This window comes from Ruegeria sp. AF7, from assembly GCF_056541885.1.
In genome coordinates this window covers 1-17,434 of sequence record NZ_JBQFYX010000017.1, presented here as the reverse complement: position 1 = coordinate 17,434, position 17,434 = coordinate 1, and the positions used below count along the sequence as shown (strand labels likewise).

The following is a 17,434-nucleotide window of genomic DNA, read 5'->3' as shown; positions in this document are numbered from 1 at the left end:
TTATCTTCTTCGCAATTCGCCCCATGACAGCGACTAAAGAACTGAAAGAAAGTAATAATGTCCTATGAAATCCAAAAAGCGATCATCTTGGATTACTACTCGGCGCTCAGCAGCGTAAAAGAATCGGATATCGCCAACACGTTGTCTGAGTTCTGCGCAGAAGACTACCTCTGGCGCGGTTTCCACCCGTTTGATGAGCTTCGGGGCACCCATGACGTAGCGCAGGCATTCTGGCGTCCCCTGAAGCAAAGCCTAGGGAATATACAGCGCCGGATGGACGTGTTCATGGCCGGAAAAAACGAGATGGACGGATTCACCTCGGTCTGGGTTGTTTCAATGGGGCACCTTATGGGCCTGTTCGACAATGCGTGGCTGGGCATCGACCCCACAGGCAAGATGGCGTTTTTGCGCTATTGTGAGTTCAACAGGATCAAGAATGGCAAGATCGCCGAGACGGCGATGTATTTCGACATCCCGCATTTCATGATGCAAGTCGGGTTGCAGCCCTTCCCGCCCCAAACCGCAGCCCACCTGGTTCAACCCGGACCGATGACGCATGACGGGTTGATGTTCAACCCGCAGCCTGCCGAAGAAGGCGAGAAAACTCTCGGCACGATCAATGCTATGATTTCCGATCTCGGCCAATGGAACAGCGGCCTGAGCCTTGTGGAAGAATTGCGCCAGACATGGAGCGAAGACATGATCTGGTGGGGACCCGCCGGGATCGGCGCGACCTATACGATTGAGCGTTATGCAAAGCAGCACTCAGGCCCGTTCCGCACATCCTTAACGGACCGTTCGAAGACCAAGCACATTTGCCGCTTGGCTGAGGGTCACTATGGTGGCTTTTTCGGCTGGCCGAATTTCACGGCGCGGCCCACCGGCGGGTTCATGGGTATGCCCGCCACCGACAAGGCCGGTGAATTCCGCGTGATCGACATCTATCGTCGCGAGGGTGGCAAGCTGGCCGAGAACTGGGTTTTCATCGATCTGCTGCATTTCTGGAAACAACAGGGTGTCGATATATTGGGGCGCATGGCGAAAGTACCGCGAACATGACCGGCTGGATCGACGCCCATCACCACCTTTGGGACCTTGAAGCCGTGAACTACCCCTGGCTGATGGCGCGCGGGGAGGAAAGGTTCTTTGGCGACCCGACGCCGATTCAACGGAATTACCTGCTGCGCGAGTTCCGGTCCGAAGCCGCGCCCTGCGGAGTCGGTGCCTCGATCCATATCCAGGTGGGAGCCAAAAACGGTCTGGACGAAGCCCGGTGGGTTCAAGCTGTCGCCGATACCAATCCAGACTGGCCAATGGCGCAGGTTGTGTTCTGTGACCTGACCTCGGCTGACCTACCCGCCCAGCTTGATACGCTTCAGGCCCTTCCAACTGTACGCGGTGTGCGCCAGATCGTCGGGCGCGCACCCGGAGAGGACGCGCAGACGGGCACAAATTCTCTGCTGGATGATCCGCGATTTCTGGACGGACTGAAGGAGGCTGGACAGCGCGATCTCAGCTTTGATCTGCAACTCATTCCCGAATTGATCGGAAAAACTACCCGATTTCTTGCGCAAGCCTCTAATACACGAGTCGCTCTATGCCATGCCGGATCACCACATGACCGTACCCGCGCGGGCCTAAAAAGCTGGGCTAAAAGACTGCACGCGCTGTCCGATCTGCCGCATGTCTCGTGCAAACTCTCAGGCCTGGGCATGTTCGATCACAACTGGACGCCTGACAGCATTCGCCCGATCGTGGAGATTTGTCTTGAACAATTCGGACCCAAGAGGGTCATGTTTGGTTCGAATTTCCCGGTCGACAAGCTCTATGGCAATTATGCATCGCTGGTACAGGCTTACCGTGATTTGGTGCCGGATGAAGCACAATCGGCGGTTTTCAGAGAAACCGCCGCACACTTCTATGATCTCGAGGTGCCCTGAGAGGGTTGTGTCGCGAATTTTGACCGAGGTCGACGAAATCGCGTGCCCTGGAGCTTGTTGCTTTCAAATCAATCGCGAGCAGGTTTCAGAATGGTTTCTTTGAAAGGCTGCCACTTCCCGAAGGATGTGGTTTTAGACGCTGTGTTTTTCTATTTGCGCTACACTGTTTCCTATCGCGACCTTGAGGAAATCATGGCTGAAAGGGGCGTTTCCGTCGATCACGCTACGTTGAATAGATGGGTTGTAAAATATTCGCCGATGATCGCTGCGCGGGCGCAATCGAAAAAGCGTCCAACACAGAAATCTTGGAGAATGGACGAAACCTACCTCCGTGTGCGCGGTAAGTGGGTGTATCTCTATCGGGCCGTCGACAAAGCAGGGAACACCCTTGATTTTATGCTGTCTGAGCGAAGAAACGGTCCCGCAGCAACCAGGTTCTTTGCCAAAGCGCTGTCATCAAACGGAATCCCAGACAAAGTCGTCATCGATAAGAGCGGAGCCAACGCAGCCGGCATTCGAGAAGTGAACAGGATTCTGAAGCGGTTTGGTTGCCAAGCCAGGGTGCAGACAATCAGGTCCAAATTTTTGAACAACATGATCGAGCAGGATCATCGGTTCATAAAACGGCGTGTTCGACACATGTGTGGGTTCAAATCATTCGCATCCGCGTCCGCTACGCTGGATGGTATCGAGGTCTCCAACATGATCCGGAAGAAGCAATTCTCCAGCGCAGCCACCTCTGGCTTTCGGGTGTTTGCTGAGATCGCAGGATAAGTGTGCCTGGTAAGACGCTTACTCTGAGTGTTCCAAAAATTTGCAACACAACCCGTTGGCGCTGGATCTGACTTTGCCCCTGTCTTCCGTCACCAATGACCAGCAAAATAACTCTTGTCCCGCTATTTCATTTGCCGCTCTCAAAGGTTCGATGACCGAAGTCAAGCAGGCCATCGGAAATCCGTCGAACAACTGGAATCTAATCTCGCTACATTTTTCTACCAGCATGATTATTTTACTATCAGGAATAATGGGTGCTATGATAGCCCGAATTGGATTGGCTGAAACGGCGCAGCTGCTTGCACCGTTGGTTCAGACAAGTGTAGCAAGACATTGAAGGCGAAACATTGAAAAAACGCGACACAGAAATGGTGGGAAATCTGACTCAGGATCCGCATTCCGTTCGAACGAGCGAACGTGAAAAGGTGCTCGAAGTAGCGATCGGCCGCGAGGTCCGAGCCTTTCGCAAACAGCAAAACATCACCGTCGCTGAACTGGCCCAACTGACAGGATTGTCGATCGGCATGTTGTCGAAGATCGAAAACGGCAACACGTCACCTTCTCTGACAACCCTGCAATTGCTGGCGGATGCGCTCTCGGTTCCTCTGACTAGCTTTTTCCGTCAGTTTGAAGAACGCCGCGAGGCGGTTCATACGAAAGCTGGTGAAGGGGTCGAACTGGAGCGCGAGGGAACTCGCGCCAACCATCAGTACAACCTGCTTGGGCATATCGGCGCCAATGGATCAGGTGTAATCGTGGAACCTTACCTGATCACACTGACTGCTGAATCCGATGTGTTCCCAACGTTCCAACATGGCGGAATTGAGACGATTTACATGCTTGAAGGCGAGGTAGACTATCGCCACGGGGACCAGATTTATCCCCTGAAGCCCGGCGATACCCTGTTCTTTGACGCCGACGCACCCCACGGCCCGGAACGGTTGGTCAATCTGCCGGCACGCTATCTTTCAGTGATCAGCTATCCGCAGACAAACTGATCGGCTTGCGCAGCAGGAAATCTGTGGGTCTGTCATACCCCTCATGGCTGCCCGTGCTGACAATCGTGAACCCAAGCCTGGAAAATATGCGATGGTTTTCAGTGAGCTCCACGCGCGTTTGCAGTTCCAGCGCGGGCAGGCCAAGCTGCGCTGCGCGGATTGCAGCATGATCCACCAAGGACCGGCAAATACCCTGTCCTCGCAATCCGTCCTTCACTGCCAGCTTTCCAAGGTACAAGCTGTCGGGCTTGGGCGTTAGAAACATGCAGGCGAAAAGCGGTCGGCCGATGGCCCAGATTTCTCCGCCACTTTGACAATGCGCAAGCATTCCGTCCACGTTCAGACGATGGATGGACGACGGAGGGTCGATCCGAGCATCCATGTACCGAAAGGACTCGCGCAGCAGCGCCAGAGCGTCATACAGAGCGAAGTCATCGCTCGGGATGAGCCACGGTGTTCTGTCTGGATCAGTCATAACAGCCAAGACACCTGACATTGCCGGTTTACTTTGACAAGGGGGGTTCCGTTTCCAGATCCGGCCAGATCCCGGGCGAGGTGGGCAACCCGTCGTCGAACTGGCTGAGATAGTCCAGCATCAGCGGCCGGTTGTCGATGAACCCTTTGTAGGTTGCCAGTTCCACTGGCAGATCACGAACAACACGATGCAGGCGACGACCCCATTTCGGTACAGTCATCAGATCCTGAAAACTACACAGATAACAGCGGATTGGGAATAACAGCGCGTTTGAACGCGGTAGTCGGAAGAATGTCTGCAACTCGACCCGAAGATGTTGTTTTTGGCCAATATTCTCCGGTGTCAGTGTGGTTTTCTGAATACCCCATTTATGGTAGTTCTCCGGGCTGGTATCCAAAAGCGGGTTGACCGTCATGGTCCAGTTCAGGCGGCGTGCGGGTGCGCCCTGCTGAATACTCAGCAAGAATTTCAGCGCACGCTGAAAGATACCCATCTCGTGGGCCAGTGGTACCGGGGCGTGCCATTCGAAAAAGTTCATGCCAATGTCGAAATCCAGGCTCCAGTCGGCCTGGGTGGTCACCATTCCGGCATCCATCCACAGCATGTCGTCACGTTGATCAAGCACCGCATAGTCACCCTGGGCCTGACGGGTGATATATTCCATCGGCCCGCAGGGCAGGGTGGTTTCATCCATGAAGGTAAAGCTGTGATCAATCCCCAATGGTTTGTTGATCCAGCGCCACTGGTTGCCGTTGCGGTGCAGTTCAAACAGATCCGGGTAATCCTCGGACTTGCAAACCATAATCAGTTCCAGAATGTCCCAACCCGCCAATGTCATGTGTGGCAAAGACTGGCAACGCAGCGGGTCCTGATCCAGAACGATGGCGCGGTCTTTCATTTCCGAAACATAATGTTCGTCCACATCGAACCGCTTTTCATAGACTGACCCTTCGGGCCCGCCGCGATGCTGTTCCATGTTGACCGAATACATGTAGCTGTCTTCGTGGAACGGAAACGGAAAGCGTTTTATCGCCCAGTCCGAGTTATGAAACGTATAATCGTCGCGGAAGGACTCGTCGTTGAATTGAATGGTCATGTTGGGCCTCCTCTCAGCGGTCCAGCACGAGGGACTTGCCCTCGAAACGCGATACACAGGGCATGATTTTCTTGCCCGCTGCCTTTTCCTCATCGGTCAGCCAGTGGTCGCGGTGAACGAAATTGCCATCATGATCCAGCACAACTGTTTCGCATTGGCCACAGGCCCCGCCGCGGCACAGATACGGAGCATCCACCCCTTCACGTTCGATCGCCTCCAGCAGGCTTTCATTCTCGCCCACATGAATAACCTTATCCGATGTGGCCAACCGCACTTCGAACGGTTTGCCGGGTCGAGGTGCCAGAAACTCTTCGTAATGGACGCAATCCTCGGGCCAGCCCTCGGCAGCAGCGGTGTTGCGCACCCAATCAATCATGCCCTTGGGACCGCAGACATAAACATGCGTTCCCAAGGGTTGCCCGCTCAGCAGGTTTTTCAGATCAATCTGCTGGTTTTGGTCGTCGTAATACAGATGGGTTTCATTCGGATGCCTGTCTGTCAGTTGCTCGGCATAAGACGCCAATGCCGTGTTGCGGCACGCGTAATGCAGTTCCCAGTGCCCGTGCAGCAGTTCGAGTTGCTTGATCTGCGCCAGAAAGGGCGTGATGCCAATGCCACCGGCCAGAAACAGGTGCTTGCGGGCGCGCAAGTCAAGCGAGAACAGGTTGACCGGGTAGCTGATGGTCATTTCATCACCCAGCTTGACCTGACGGTGCATGAACAAAGAACCGCCCCTGCCTTCATCATCACGGCGGACCGAGATCGTATAGGATGACTGATCAAACGGGTCGGACATCAGGGAATAAGGATTAAGCCGTGTGATACCGCCATCCTTCATTTCGACAACGGTATGCGCCCCGCCGGAAAATGTTGGCAACTGACCGCCGTCGATGCGTTCGAACCGGAACCGCGTCACCAGTTCATTCAGCGGGGTGATTTCGGTCACTTTGACCTGAATTTTCTCGGCACCGCTCATTCGTAAATCCCTTTCGGCTCGGGCACGTTGCCATGATCTTCGGCGTCGACGCGGACACCCTGATAGGCGGCAAGCCGGCGGGAGTAGTGATCGCGCACGAACAGATTCAGCCCGCAATGCGAGCAGACAAATGGATCAACCTCGACATCTTCGGTGATGCCTTTGCAGTGCACACATTGCATCCGGCGTGCAACTGAACCGCGATGCTCGGTCTGTATTGCCGTGTGTGGCAGGCCGACTGCTGTCACCTCGTTCATGGCCTGGCCCATCATGCCCTCAGTACCGCTCAGATAGACCTGCAGTCCCATATGCGCGTCCTCCAGTACGCGGCGGATGCGTTGCAGCGCGGCCGCATAGGAAGGTCCTTCGTAGAACTGCGCGGGGTTCAGCGCCTGCAACCTTTCCGAGTAGTCCGTCCCTTTGGGGATATAGATCAGGTGCGTTTTGGCCATCAGATCAGGCGTCGCGACGTCAAGAATGGCTTCGGCGCCTTCGGCTTCGGCAATCATGAGATGATGGTCGCCCTTGCGAGCCTCCAGCGTGCCCCAGATCGGTCGGCTTGTGATTGACTTGGGAAATTCGAACTTTGACATTGTACCCTCAAATAGGAAAAGGGCGCCACGGTATGCCCGTCGCGCCCCCTGAAACTCAGCCCTTTGCGGTTCTGATCGATTTATCCTGATCGTAGAATGGCATCTCTTCCGCAGTCGCCGCTATTTCCGTTCCATCTCCGTTGCGCACCGTCAGCTTGGTGCCTGGCGACGCGCAGGCAACCGGCATCCGCGCAATACCCACATTGTGCCCGTTGATTTCGGAATACATGCCAAAGGTGACAACACCCACCTTTTCGCCGTTTTGCAGCAGGTCCGCGCCTTCGTTCGCTGGTGTCGTGCCATCCAACTTGACGCCATAGATCTTGAACCGTTCCTTGCCTTCCGAGGCATAATGGTTCTCGGCGCCGATAAAGCCGGTCTTTCCGGGCGAGACAGTGAAATCCAGACCTAGTTCCCACAGCGTATCGCCACATGTCTCACCATCGAACGGATAGGTTTCCGAATTATCGCCCGGATAGAACAGCAGGTAGCTTTCGGTGCGCAGCAGATCGAGTGTCGAGAACTGGACTGGTACGATGCCCATGTCCTTGCCGTCAGCCAGAATGCTGTCCCACAGATGCACAGCATGTTTGGCCTGACAGAAAATCTCGTACCCACGCTCACCGGTATACCCGGTCCGCGAAACCATCACCGGGCACCCATAAAGCTTGGTCTGCATGATGCCGAAATAAGCCAGGTCACGAATGCCGGGGATATGCTTTGCCAGGAAATCAACGGCGACCGGCCCTTGCAGCGACATATCGTGCATGTCGTCGTCAAAAATGACCGAGCAGTTCTTGCCTGCCGCCACGGATGTCAGCTGCTCCATACCTGTTCCGGTGCCATGCACCACCAACCACGTGTTCACCGACAGACGATAGATGATGCAGTCATCAACAAACTTGCCTTCAGCATTCAGGATCGAGGCATAGGTCGATCGGCCCGGCATGATCTTTTCCACGTTACGAGTGGTAACACGGTCAATCACGTAAGCGGCATCCTCGCCAACCACATGAACCTTTTTCAGACCGGACACATCCATAAGACCAGCTTTGGTGCGGATGGCTTCGTAGTCCGCTTTGGCACGTTCAGGGCTGTGGTCATAGAACCAAGCGGTCCCCATTCCGTTCCAGTCCTCAAGCTCGCCGCCGATCTCGGCATGGCGCTGCGCAAGGGCCGACGTCCTCCAAAGAATGGCCATGGTTCAGGTCTCCCGTTGATCGTTTTTGTTGGCCACATTGAGGCCGATGTTGGATTGAAAATCAACACCTGAGTGCAGAATTTTTTCCTGTTGGGAATATTTGCCTGCAATTTTTGCACCCTGGAAACATCCCTGAGAGCGAAATTTGTTAATTATTTATCATATGCTTAGGTCCGTTTTTGATGCATCAAAGCGCAAGTCACGGACAGGCCTAAAAGGTGTTTGCCCCACATATCTATTGACAGGTCGCAAATGAAAATGTCCTCTGAGTAGATAAATATTCCCAGCAGGAAATTCTGCGCGGGCGGACCTCCTGCTGCAACAACAGGGAGACTACGAAGTGGATGGTAATCTAAACGCACTCACAACGGTCTTTACCGAGTTTTATTACTGGGTAACGGTCGTCTTCATGTTCCTCATCCATGTGGGCTTTTGCATGTACGAGGTCGGCGCCAGCCGAGCGCGTAACCACATGCACACATTGATGAAAAACATCATGATCATCCCGCTGGTGACGGTCACGTTCTTCTTCTTCGGATGGTGGATCTATTGGGCCTTTCCGAACTTTCCGTTCTGGGGCGGTCTGGATGCAGAAGCGGGTGCCGCGAATCTGCCTTGGGCCAACACAATGGCCACCAACCTTGGCGACAGAATCACAGGGGTCTTCTGGGCCGCATTCCTGCTGTTTTCGTGGACCGCGGCCTCGATCGTTTCCGGCTCGGTGATCGAGCGGATCAGATCTTCGGCCCTTTGGGTACATGCGGTGCTGATCGGGTCGGTCTTTTGGATCATCGATGCCGCATGGGGTTGGCACTATGCCGGCTGGATGGTGCGTGTTCTGGGGTATCATGATGCCTATGCATCCGGCGTTATTCACGCGATCGCCGGGGGGTATGCGCTTGGTGTGATCATGGTTCTGGGTCCACGCCTTGGCAAGTTTGCTAAGGACGGAACTCCTCGGGATATTCCACCTCACAATCCGTGGATGCTGACGATCGGGATTTTCCTGATCTACACCGGTTTCTGGGGTTTCTACGCTGCCTGCAACGTTCCGGTGATCTCTCCCGAGGCGATTGACGGGCAGATCACTGGTGTGACCTGGACCGCAACAAACATCTATCTGGCTCCGACGACTCTCTCGGCGATCACCTTCAATTTCCTGATGTCTCTGTCTGGTGGATTGATGGCGGCGTATGTGGTTTCAAAAGGCGATGCCTTCTGGACGTTCTCTGGCGGGCTGGCCGGTGTTATCACCGCATCCGCAGGGAATGACCTGTACCACCCGATCCAGGCGATGATCATCGGCGCGATCGGTGTCGTGATTGTCTACAAGCTGCACTACTGGGTCGAACGCCGGTTCAAGCTGGATGATGCTGTCGGGGCGGTTGCAGTGCACGGGTACTCAGGTGTCATTGGCCTCATCATTGCTGGGTTTGTCCTGTGGGGTGTCCCGTCTTCGCCTTACGAAGGATATGCGACGATCAATCCGGTCGGACAGGTCACCGGTGCAGTCATAATGTTCTTTGTGCTGGGTTTCATGCCCGGTTGGATCGTGGCCAAGTTGCAAGCTGCTGCCGGTGTTCTTCGCATACCGGAAGAGGTTGAGCTTCAGGGCCTCGATTACGCCGAACACCATGCCTACGAAGATGCCAAAGCAGCGATCATCGCGGCTGACAAAGAAGAGCTGGCCGCCCGCGGCGCAGCCGCGAAATAGAGGAGAAGGTTATGTCTACAATCGGATATACAAGTTGGGCCGTTGATCTTGCCGAAGTCGGCCCGGTTTATCCCTTCCAGGGGTACGAAATTCTGATGGTCATCATCGGCGTCGTCTTCTGGATCGGCTGGCACCGTATCCAATTTGTCCGCGAGGGCGAGCATCTTGAAAAAGCCCGCCACGCAGGAGACGAAGACAGAGTAAAAGCACAGCTGGATCGTTATTGATCCGGTTTTGAGAACCGGCAATGGGCGCAAGATCAATGAATGCGCCCATTGCCTGACAGGAAAAAAACTTTCCTACCGTTATTGATATCCTGCAGAATAATTGGTACCGTCGAATCATAACGAAACACACAAGGAGATCTGCCAGCCATGTGCGGAATTGTTGGATTATTCCTCAAAGATCAGTCCCTTGCTCCTCAACTGGGCAATATGCTGACAGACATGCTGATCACGATGACAGATCGTGGCCCCGACAGTGCCGGTATTGCGATTTATGGCGCAGAATCGGCGGGTAAAACCAAGATTACGGTTCAGTCCCCCAACCCCGAAACCGATTTTGTCGACCTTGCGGACGAGTTGGGCAAAAGCCTGGGCACATCCGTTGGTCAAAGAAACAACGACACACATGCCGTTTTGGAAGTTCCTGCCGGTCAGTTCGAAGCTGCACGCGCCGTGCTGGCCGAAATCCGCCCGTCGGTCCGGGTGATGAGCCGTGGCGACAGCCTTGAAATCTACAAGGAAGTCGGCCTGCCGAAGGATGTTGCCGAGCGTTTTGACCTCAGCGGAATGAGCGGCACGCACGGCATCGGACACACCCGCATGGCGACGGAATCTGCGGTGACCACAATGGGTGCCCACCCGTTCAATACAGGGTCCGACCAATGTCTGGTCCATAACGGGTCGCTTTCCAACCACAACTCGTTGCGCCGCAAGCTGCGCCGCGCGGGTGTAACGATCCAGACAGAGAACGACACCGAAGTTGGCGCAGCCTACCTGACCTGGAAGATGATGAATGGTGCCACCTTGGGCGAGGCTCTGGAATCCAGCATTGATGATCTGGACGGTTTCTTCACTTTTGTCGTGGGAACCAAGGACGGCTTTGGCGTCGTGCGTGATCCGATCGCGTGCAAACCAGCCGTGATGGCTGAAACCGATCAGTATGTGGCTTTTGGCAGCGAGTATCGCGCCCTGGTGAACCTGCCCGGCATCGAAGATGCCCGAGTTTGGGAACCTGAACCGTCCACCGTTTATTTCTGGTCGCACAACGACAGCCCTACAACCCACGAAAAGGCCGCCTGATATGCAGACCTATGATCTAGAGGCAGACGGGCTGCGCGGATTGAACTCTTGCTTGCAGGCACAAAATTCTGAGACCAACCAGACCCGTTGGGAAATTGTAAATCCCAAGGGCAGCCATGCAATTGCCGTTGGGCTGGATGCGCCGATCGAAGTGACGGTCAAGGGATCGACCGGGTATTACTGCGCGGGGATGAACCAGCAGGCAACTATCAAGGTAGAAGGGTCCGTCGGGCCGGGTGTTGCAGAGAACATGATGTCCGGTCAGGTCATCGTCGATGGTGACGCCAGCCAATATGCCGGCGCGACCGGCCATGGCGGATTGCTGGTGATCAAGGGCAATGCAAGCTCGCGCTGCGGCATTTCGATGAAAGGCATCGACATCGTCGTGCACGGCAATATCGGCCACATGTCCGCCTTCATGGCGCAAGCCGGAAACCTGGTGGTCTGCGGAAACGCAGGCGATGCGCTGGGTGATTCACTCTACGAGGCGCGGCTGTTCGTGCGTGGCTCGGTCAAAAGTCTTGGTGCCGATTGTATCGAGAAGGAAATGCGTCCCGAACATCTGGAGATACTGAAAGACCTGCTGGACCGGGCGGGCTGTGATGCCAAACCGGAAGAGTTCAAACGCTACGGCTCGGCACGGCAGCTGTACAATTTCGACATCGACAACGCCGCCGCATACTGAGGAAGAAGGGTATGAAAGATATGGACGATCAGATCCCCCGAACCCTGCCGATCCAGTCGGCGACGTTCTCCAACCCCATCAATGCCGAGATCCGACGCGCAGCCGCGACAGGCATCTATGATATTCGCGGAGGTGGAGCAAAGCGCAGGGTCCCTCATTTCGACGATTTGCTGTTTTTGGGCGCATCCATCTCGCGCTATCCGCTGGAAGGATATCGCGAACGCTGCGATACCTCGGTAACGCTAGGCACACGTTTTGCGAAAAAGCCGATCAAACTGGACATTCCGATCACCATCGCGGGTATGAGTTTCGGCGCGTTGTCTGGTCCCGCCAAAGAGGCTCTGGGCCGTGGCGCATCTGCTGCGGGCACGTCGACCACAACCGGTGATGGCGGCATGACCCCGGAAGAACGGGGTCATTCATCCAAGCTAGTCTACCAGTATCTGCCCTCGCGCTACGGCATGAACCCGAATGATTTGCGTAAGGCGGATGCGATTGAAGTCGTGGTCGGGCAAGGCGCTAAACCCGGCGGTGGCGGGATGCTTCTGGGTCAGAAGATCAGCGACCGTGTGGCCGAAATGCGGACCCTGCCCAAAGGCATCGACCAGCGTTCGGCCTGTCGCCATCCGGACTGGACCGGGCCGGACGATCTGGAGATCAAGATCCTTGAGTTGCGCGAAATCACCGGTTGGCAGGTGCCGATCTATGTCAAGGTCGGCGCGACGCGCCCCTATTATGATACTGCACTGGCGGTAAAGGCCGGGGCTGATGTCGTGGTCATGGACGGGATGCAGGGTGGCACAGCCGCCACGCAGGATGTGTTCATCGAACATGTTGGCTTGCCCACACTGGCCTGTATCCGCCCCGCCGTGCAGGCGTTGCAGGATCTAGGTGTGCATCGTGAAGTTCAGTTGGTCATTTCGGGTGGCATACGAACAGGTGCAGATGTGGCCAAAGCATTGGCGCTTGGGGCCGATGCGGTCGCCATTGGCACCGCCGCTCTGGTGGCCCTTGGCGACAACGATCCCAAATGGGAATCCGAGTATCAGAAACTGGGCACGACCACAGGGGCCTATGATGACTGGCACGAAGGGCGCGACCCCGCTGGCATCACAACGCAGGACCCAGAGCTTGCCGCGCGCTTGAACCCCGTCGAAGCGGGTCGCAGGCTGCGCAACTACCTGAAGGTCATGACGTTAGAGGCGCAGACCATTGCGCGCGCCTGCGGTCACAACCACCTGCACAACCTCGAGCCGGAGGACCTGTGTGCCCTGACCATGGAGGCCGCCGCGATGGCGCGGGTGCCCTTAGCGGGAACCAGTTGGTACCCGGGCAAGGAAGGGTTCTGAACATATGCGACGCGGCCTCCTGAATGGGGGCCGCGTTCTTGCTTTGAAAATCAAAAAATCAACAGGGAAAGGAAAGCAATCGTGACGACAGATCTCGCAGCTTTCGCAAAAGAAAAAGACGTCAAGTATTTCATGATCTCGTTCACCGACCTGTTCGGTGGGCAGCGGGCCAAGCTGGTGCCCGCGCAGGCGATTGCCGAGATGCAGGAAGACGGCGCAGGATTTGCCGGGTTTGCCACCTGGCTGGATATGACCCCCGCGCATCCTGACATGCTGGCGGTGCCGGACCCGTCATCAGTGATCCAACTACCATGGAAGCCCGAGGTCGCCTGGGTTGCAGGTAACTGCGTGATGGAAGGCAAGGATGTTGCCCAGGCCCCGCGCAATGTTCTGCGCCGCCTGATTGGCGAAGCCGCCGAGATGGGAATGCATGTCAAAACCGGCATCGAGGCTGAATTCTTCCTGCTCACCCCAGATGGCGAGCAGATCAGCGATCCGTTCGATACGGCTGAGAAGCCCTGTTATGACCAGCAGGCGGTGATGCGCCGCTATGACGTGGTGCGCGAGATCTGCGATTACATGCTCGATCTCGGCTGGGGGCCGTACCAGAACGACCACGAGGACGCCAACGGCCAGTTCGAGATGAACTGGGAATTTGACGATGTTCTGCGCACCGCCGACAAGCATTCGTTCTTCAAGTTCATGACCAAATCTGTGGCCGAGAAGCACGGGTTCCGCGCCACCTTCATGCCCAAGCCTGTCGAAGGGCTGACCGGTAATGGCTGCCATGCTCATATCTCGGTCTGGGATGCACCCGGAGCGGACGCCAAAACCAACGTCTTCGCCGGCGAAGGCGACGGTCCGACCGGCGAGGTGGGACTTGGCGAACAGGGCAAGTATTTCCTGGGCGGGATCATGAAACATGCCAGCGCGCTGGCGGCGATCACCAACCCGACGGTGAACAGCTATAAGCGTATCAACGCACCGCGCACCATGTCGGGCGCGACCTGGGCCCCCAATACCGTGACCTGGACCGGCAACAACCGCACCCACATGGTCCGAGTGCCCGGCCCGGGCCGGTTCGAACTGCGCCTGGCCGATGGCGCAACCAATCCCTATCTGCTACAGGCGGTCATCATCGCCGCAGGTCTGTCCGGCATCCGCTCCAAGGCCGATCCGGGGCGTCGCTGGGACATTGACATGTATGCCGAAGGCCACACTGTCACCGACGCCCCCAAACTACCGCTGAACATGCTTGATGGGTTGCGAGAATATGACAATGATACCGAGTTGAAAGCCATGATGGGTCAGGAATTCTCAAGCGCGTTTCTGAAGATGAAGCATCAGGAGTGGAACTCGTTCGTCAGCCATTTCTCTCGCTGGGAAAAGGACCACACGCTCGATATCTAAGAAACTTTGGGGCTGCAGACCACTGCCGCCCCAATGCTGACGCTCGGATGGAGGCCCGTGCCTAATGAATGTTCTGATTCTCCAGCATTCGTCGGGCGAAAACCCCGGAGCGTTTCTGGAGCACATTTCATCATGCGGTGATACGGCCAAAGTCGCCCATCTGTATGATGGCCAACCAATCCCGCAACTCGACGATTTTGATTTGCTTCTGGTTCTGGGCGGCCCGATGGACGTCTGGGAAACCGAGGCGCACCCGTGGCTCGTGCCCGAAAAACAAGCGATCAGGACCTGGATTCAAGACATCAAACGTCCTTACTTTGGGATATGTCTAGGCCACCAACTTCTGGTTGATGCGTTAGGAGGAAAATGTGCATCTATGCAGAAGCCTGAGATCGGTGTGCTTTCCATCAATCTGACTGACAACACGCGCAGTGATCCCCTATTCGAGCCCCTACCCGATCAATTCCGGGTGCTACAATGGCATGGGGTTGAGGCCATTGACCTACCGCCCAACTCATTGGTTCTGGCGCGATCTGATGCTTGCGCTGTACAGGCTTTGCGGGTCTCAGATCGCGCTTGGGGCGTGCAGTTTCACCCCGAACTTGTTCAGGGCACGATCCAATCGTGGATGACCGATCCGGCTAATCATCAATGCGCTGTGGATTGGCTTGGATGCGCAGATGCGGTGCAGGAGATGGTCTCTGACAGAGATCATATTGCCGAGGAACAATTCAAGATCACGTCCAGCATCTACGCCAGACTGCGACAGATCTGATCAGCCATGAACCTCGAGGTTCTTTCCGCTGTCGGCTTCGACTCTCCAGTCAGGGACATCGTTGACCAGCATCAACGCGGCACGGCGCAGAGTTTTGCGCATTTTGTCCACCACCGGACCGTTCATTCCGCAATCCGCCAACGCCGCGTCAAACGTATCCAGCCAAAGCTCGGCATCAGCCTCGCGTATCGGCACATGCGCATGAATTTCTCGCAGGTCCATATGACCAAATCGCTCACGATAATAGGCCCGACCGCCCAGGAACCCGCTCAGAAATTCAAACTGTGCCTGTCTCGTATGAGACAACCCGTGTCCGCGAAAATGCAACCTGTGCAATGAATGTACGGCCGGATCCGTCTCCATGCGGTCGTAGAACCGTTCGACCAGAGCCCGAAGCCGATCTTCACCGCCGATTTGATCCAATGCAGATGACATACGTCTCTTTCCCGAGTGGTAGTCGTCAATAAATATTGCATACTAGGAAAATAAGTTTATCACCAGTGACATGTTGGCGCGGTTGATATCGCAAGATGGGCACGTAATGTGTGGGCATGACCAGATACATGAGGCGACCGGATGACCGCCCTTGTACTGGGTCTGCTGGCCGCATTATGTTGGGGCTTTCACGATCTTGCCGTGCGATATGTCAGTCAGTCCGTGAGCGTCATCGCCGCGTTGATGGCCGTGCTGGTTGCCGGGGCCGTGCTTCAGTTCGGACTCGTGGCGATTTGGTCCGGGTTTGCCCCCATGCCCATCGAGGCAGTGTCCTATGCGGTTGCGTCGGGCGGATTTTACCTGCTGGCTGGCCTCAGCATGTATGCTGCGTTTCAGCGCGGGCCTGTACGTCTGGTCGCCCCGCTTGTCGCCAGCTATCCCGTGTTGTCGGTCACAATTGCAATTTGGCGCGGCTCCGAAGTCAGCATATGGCATTGGCTGGCGATCATTGCCATTGGTGTCGGCGTGTCCATTGTCTCAGCACGATCCCAGGATGACAGTGCGAAATATCCTGCAGCCGGGCCGACAATTGCCTTCTCCATTCTTGCTGCAACCGGGTTTGCTGCGACATTCGCTTTGGGACAGTTTGCAGCCGAACTGGGCAATGAATTCACCGTTTCTCTGATCGCTCGACTAACCGCGATCCCTGCACTGGCTGTAATCGCCCTTGCATCCCGCAAATCGCTTTGGCCAGCCACGCGGGCCCTACCCCTCTTGTGCCTGATGGGCGCGCTCGACGCGGTGGCACTTCTGTGCGTGGTGTCCGCCGGAGGATTGCCAAACGCCCAATACGCGTCCGTTGCCGCATCGATCTTCGGATTGTTGACGGTTGTATTGGCCTGGGCAATCCTGCGAGAGAGAATGTCAACATCGCAATGGCTTGGATGCATCATTGCATTTTCTGGGATTGGTTATCTCGCGATCTAAGCATCTTTTAGCCCCATCGCAATTCCATGGGACTGATGCGCCGTAGTCGCACTGTTCAGTAAGCAATCAATTTCGCCTGGCCGGACTGGTCTGGGGTGATGCCATGCGCCCGGGCGAATGAGGTCTTTGTACCCCTGCAACTCACCGCGCAATCTTAGAACATCGATATGCGTCGGCGCGTCAGGCAGTAACAAGACGGCATAGACATCCGCCGCTTCGTTCAATTTCTTGACCTGAGTTTGGCACTTTTCATGCGACATATCCTTGCCCCAGAATTGCTGATCCAACGCCATGCCGGTTTGTGCCGTGCAGGCTACCAACGCGCGGGCGCGCGTGGCATTCGACGCTGAATGACCAATGGACACGATCACCATACGCGCGGCACGGCCCGCAAAACGCCAATAATGTTGCGCGTTGGTACAGGCAGTTAGGCTGCCGCCGGTTTGAGAGGCGGCAGGGAGGCTCACGCGGTCAGGCCTTCTGGTTCGGGGAGTTTGTTTGCGCGGCAGCAGGCGGTGAGGGTGTTGGCCAGCAGGCAGGCGATGGTCATGGGGCCGACGCCGCCGGGGACCGGGGTGATGGCGCCGGCGCGTTCGGCGGCGCTGGCATAGTCGACGTCGCCGACCAGCTTGGTCTTGCCATCGCGTTCGATGCGGTTGATGCCCACGTCGATCACGGTGGCGCCTTCCTTGATCCAGTCGCCAGGCACCATTTCGGGGCGG

The 17,434-nt window shown here is 56.1% G+C and carries 20 protein-coding genes and 1 pseudogene; 13 read left to right on the top strand and 8 right to left on the bottom strand.

What is annotated here, in order from left to right; genetic code table 11:
- Positions 1-57: 57 nt before the first annotated feature.
- The 5 genes from ACR0AP_RS17800 (at position 58) to ACR0AP_RS17780 (ending at position 3,712) form a co-directional block, all read left to right on the top strand.
- A complete protein-coding gene (locus ACR0AP_RS17800; protein WP_480508335.1) occupies positions 58-1,059 on the top strand; it encodes an ester cyclase in 1,002 nt (333 codons plus the stop codon).
- A complete protein-coding gene (locus tag ACR0AP_RS17795) occupies positions 1,056-1,940 on the top strand; it encodes an amidohydrolase family protein (RefSeq protein WP_480508333.1) in 885 nt (294 codons plus the stop codon). The genes ACR0AP_RS17800 and ACR0AP_RS17795 overlap by 4 nt, the downstream gene beginning before the upstream one ends.
- A gap of 90 nt (positions 1,941-2,030) precedes the next feature.
- Positions 2,031-2,714 carry an IS6 family transposase gene (locus tag ACR0AP_RS17790; RefSeq protein ID WP_480508331.1) on the top strand — a complete coding sequence of 228 codons (684 nt, stop codon included), beginning with the start codon at positions 2,031-2,033 and terminating at the stop codon, positions 2,712-2,714.
- A gap of 55 nt (positions 2,715-2,769) precedes the next feature.
- On the top strand, positions 2,770-3,051 hold the full coding sequence (locus ACR0AP_RS17785) for a hypothetical protein (protein ID WP_480508329.1): 282 nt from the start codon (positions 2,770-2,772) through the stop codon (positions 3,049-3,051).
- Positions 3,052-3,082: 31 nt separating this feature from the next.
- Positions 3,083-3,712, top strand: a complete 630-nt coding sequence (locus ACR0AP_RS17780; protein ID WP_480508393.1) for a helix-turn-helix domain-containing protein — start codon at positions 3,083-3,085, stop codon at positions 3,710-3,712.
- Here ACR0AP_RS17780 and ACR0AP_RS17775 read toward each other — a convergent pair.
- From ACR0AP_RS17775 to ACR0AP_RS17755, 5 genes are read right to left on the bottom strand one after another with little or no spacing between them, the layout of a single operon-like run.
- A complete protein-coding gene (locus ACR0AP_RS17775) occupies positions 3,690-4,187 on the bottom strand; it encodes a GNAT family N-acetyltransferase (protein ID WP_480483606.1) in 498 nt (165 codons plus the stop codon). The genes ACR0AP_RS17780 and ACR0AP_RS17775 overlap by 23 nt on opposite strands.
- Positions 4,188-4,215: 28 nt before the next feature.
- Positions 4,216-5,283, bottom strand: a complete 1,068-nt coding sequence (locus tag ACR0AP_RS17770; protein ID WP_480508327.1) for a heme-dependent oxidative N-demethylase family protein — start codon at positions 5,281-5,283, stop codon at positions 4,216-4,218.
- 13 nt (positions 5,284-5,296) lie between these two features.
- The gene (locus ACR0AP_RS17765; protein ID WP_480508325.1) at positions 5,297-6,259 is read right to left on the bottom strand and encodes a PDR/VanB family oxidoreductase; all 963 of its coding nucleotides are present in this window, start codon (positions 6,257-6,259) and stop codon (positions 5,297-5,299) included.
- Positions 6,256-6,852 carry a dimethylamine monooxygenase subunit DmmA family protein gene (locus ACR0AP_RS17760; protein ID WP_480508323.1) on the bottom strand — a complete coding sequence of 199 codons (597 nt, stop codon included), beginning with the start codon at positions 6,850-6,852 and terminating at the stop codon, positions 6,256-6,258. The genes ACR0AP_RS17765 and ACR0AP_RS17760 overlap by 4 nt, the downstream gene beginning before the upstream one ends.
- A gap of 55 nt (positions 6,853-6,907) precedes the next feature.
- Positions 6,908-8,053 (bottom strand): aminomethyl transferase family protein, encoded by a 1,146-nt coding sequence (locus ACR0AP_RS17755; protein ID WP_480508321.1) that lies wholly within the window; start codon positions 8,051-8,053, stop codon positions 6,908-6,910.
- 340 nt (positions 8,054-8,393) lie between these two features.
- On the opposite strand from ACR0AP_RS17755, the gene ACR0AP_RS17750 reads away from it, so the two are divergent.
- The 7 genes from ACR0AP_RS17750 (at position 8,394) to ACR0AP_RS17720 (ending at position 15,290) form a co-directional block, all read left to right on the top strand.
- A complete protein-coding gene (locus tag ACR0AP_RS17750; RefSeq protein ID WP_480508319.1) occupies positions 8,394-9,767 on the top strand; it encodes an ammonium transporter in 1,374 nt (457 codons plus the stop codon).
- Positions 9,768-9,778: 11 nt separating this feature from the next.
- Positions 9,779-9,994 (top strand): hypothetical protein, encoded by a 216-nt coding sequence (locus tag ACR0AP_RS17745; protein ID WP_480483612.1) that lies wholly within the window; start codon positions 9,779-9,781, stop codon positions 9,992-9,994.
- A 147-nt stretch (positions 9,995-10,141) separates the two neighbouring features.
- Positions 10,142-11,071, top strand: coding sequence for a class II glutamine amidotransferase (locus tag ACR0AP_RS17740; RefSeq protein ID WP_480508317.1), 930 nt, complete (start codon positions 10,142-10,144; stop codon positions 11,069-11,071).
- Between the two features lies 1 nt (position 11,072).
- The gene (locus ACR0AP_RS17735) at positions 11,073-11,756 is read left to right on the top strand and encodes a protein GlxC (RefSeq protein ID WP_480483614.1); all 684 of its coding nucleotides are present in this window, start codon (positions 11,073-11,075) and stop codon (positions 11,754-11,756) included.
- A gap of 20 nt (positions 11,757-11,776) precedes the next feature.
- Positions 11,777-13,105 (top strand): FMN-binding glutamate synthase family protein, encoded by a 1,329-nt coding sequence (locus ACR0AP_RS17730; RefSeq protein WP_480508391.1) that lies wholly within the window; start codon positions 11,777-11,779, stop codon positions 13,103-13,105.
- 81 nt (positions 13,106-13,186) lie between these two features.
- Positions 13,187-14,515 (top strand): type III glutamate--ammonia ligase, encoded by a 1,329-nt coding sequence (glnT, locus tag ACR0AP_RS17725; protein WP_480508315.1) that lies wholly within the window; start codon positions 13,187-13,189, stop codon positions 14,513-14,515.
- Positions 14,516-14,579: 64 nt separating this feature from the next.
- Positions 14,580-15,290, top strand: coding sequence for a type 1 glutamine amidotransferase (locus ACR0AP_RS17720; protein WP_480508313.1), 711 nt, complete (start codon positions 14,580-14,582; stop codon positions 15,288-15,290).
- Here the strand turns inward: ACR0AP_RS17720 and ACR0AP_RS17715 are convergent, their stop codons facing one another.
- Positions 15,291-15,725: a group II truncated hemoglobin gene (locus ACR0AP_RS17715; protein WP_480508311.1), complete on the bottom strand. Its 435-nt coding sequence runs from the start codon at positions 15,723-15,725 to the stop codon at positions 15,291-15,293.
- 141 nt (positions 15,726-15,866) lie between these two features.
- Here ACR0AP_RS17715 and ACR0AP_RS17710 point away from each other — a divergent pair, with 141 nt between their 5' ends.
- The gene (locus tag ACR0AP_RS17710) at positions 15,867-16,712 is read left to right on the top strand and encodes an EamA family transporter (RefSeq protein ID WP_480508309.1); all 846 of its coding nucleotides are present in this window, start codon (positions 15,867-15,869) and stop codon (positions 16,710-16,712) included.
- Here ACR0AP_RS17710 and ACR0AP_RS17705 read toward each other — a convergent pair.
- Positions 16,709-17,179 carry a hypothetical protein gene (locus ACR0AP_RS17705; RefSeq protein ID WP_480508307.1) on the bottom strand — a complete coding sequence of 157 codons (471 nt, stop codon included), beginning with the start codon at positions 17,177-17,179 and terminating at the stop codon, positions 16,709-16,711. The genes ACR0AP_RS17710 and ACR0AP_RS17705 overlap by 4 nt on opposite strands.
- A pseudogene (locus tag ACR0AP_RS17700) lies at positions 17,176-17,434 on the bottom strand (bifunctional methylenetetrahydrofolate dehydrogenase/methenyltetrahydrofolate cyclohydrolase); the annotation flags it as partial. The pseudogene ACR0AP_RS17700 and the gene ACR0AP_RS17705, both read right to left, overlap by 4 nt.

Excerpts from the sequence above, each read along its gene's own strand:
- ACR0AP_RS17765 (WP_480508325.1), bottom strand. The coding sequence starts at position 6,259 with ATGAGCGGTGCCGAGAAAATTCAGGTCAAAGTGACCGAAATCACCCCG.
- ACR0AP_RS17800 (WP_480508335.1), top strand. The coding sequence starts at position 58 with ATGTCCTATGAAATCCAAAAAGCGATCATCTTGGATTACTACTCGGCG.
- ACR0AP_RS17760 (WP_480508323.1), bottom strand. The coding sequence starts at position 6,852 with ATGTCAAAGTTCGAATTTCCCAAGTCAATCACAAGCCGACCGATCTGG.
- ACR0AP_RS17775 (WP_480483606.1), bottom strand. The coding sequence starts at position 4,187 with ATGACTGATCCAGACAGAACACCGTGGCTCATCCCGAGCGATGACTTC.
- ACR0AP_RS17780 (WP_480508393.1), top strand. The coding sequence starts at position 3,083 with ATGGTGGGAAATCTGACTCAGGATCCGCATTCCGTTCGAACGAGCGAA.
- ACR0AP_RS17795 (WP_480508333.1), top strand. The coding sequence starts at position 1,056 with ATGACCGGCTGGATCGACGCCCATCACCACCTTTGGGACCTTGAAGCC.
- ACR0AP_RS17745 (WP_480483612.1), top strand. The coding sequence starts at position 9,779 with ATGTCTACAATCGGATATACAAGTTGGGCCGTTGATCTTGCCGAAGTC.
- ACR0AP_RS17730 (WP_480508391.1), top strand. The coding sequence starts at position 11,777 with ATGGACGATCAGATCCCCCGAACCCTGCCGATCCAGTCGGCGACGTTC.
- ACR0AP_RS17715 (WP_480508311.1), bottom strand. The coding sequence starts at position 15,725 with ATGTCATCTGCATTGGATCAAATCGGCGGTGAAGATCGGCTTCGGGCT.
- ACR0AP_RS17790 (WP_480508331.1), top strand. The coding sequence starts at position 2,031 with ATGGTTTCTTTGAAAGGCTGCCACTTCCCGAAGGATGTGGTTTTAGAC.
- ACR0AP_RS17710 (WP_480508309.1), top strand. The coding sequence starts at position 15,867 with ATGACCGCCCTTGTACTGGGTCTGCTGGCCGCATTATGTTGGGGCTTT.
- ACR0AP_RS17755 (WP_480508321.1), bottom strand. The coding sequence starts at position 8,053 with ATGGCCATTCTTTGGAGGACGTCGGCCCTTGCGCAGCGCCATGCCGAG.
- ACR0AP_RS17720 (WP_480508313.1), top strand. The coding sequence starts at position 14,580 with ATGAATGTTCTGATTCTCCAGCATTCGTCGGGCGAAAACCCCGGAGCG.
- ACR0AP_RS17735 (WP_480483614.1), top strand. The coding sequence starts at position 11,073 with ATGCAGACCTATGATCTAGAGGCAGACGGGCTGCGCGGATTGAACTCT.
- ACR0AP_RS17770 (WP_480508327.1), bottom strand. The coding sequence starts at position 5,283 with ATGACCATTCAATTCAACGACGAGTCCTTCCGCGACGATTATACGTTT.
- ACR0AP_RS17740 (WP_480508317.1), top strand. The coding sequence starts at position 10,142 with ATGTGCGGAATTGTTGGATTATTCCTCAAAGATCAGTCCCTTGCTCCT.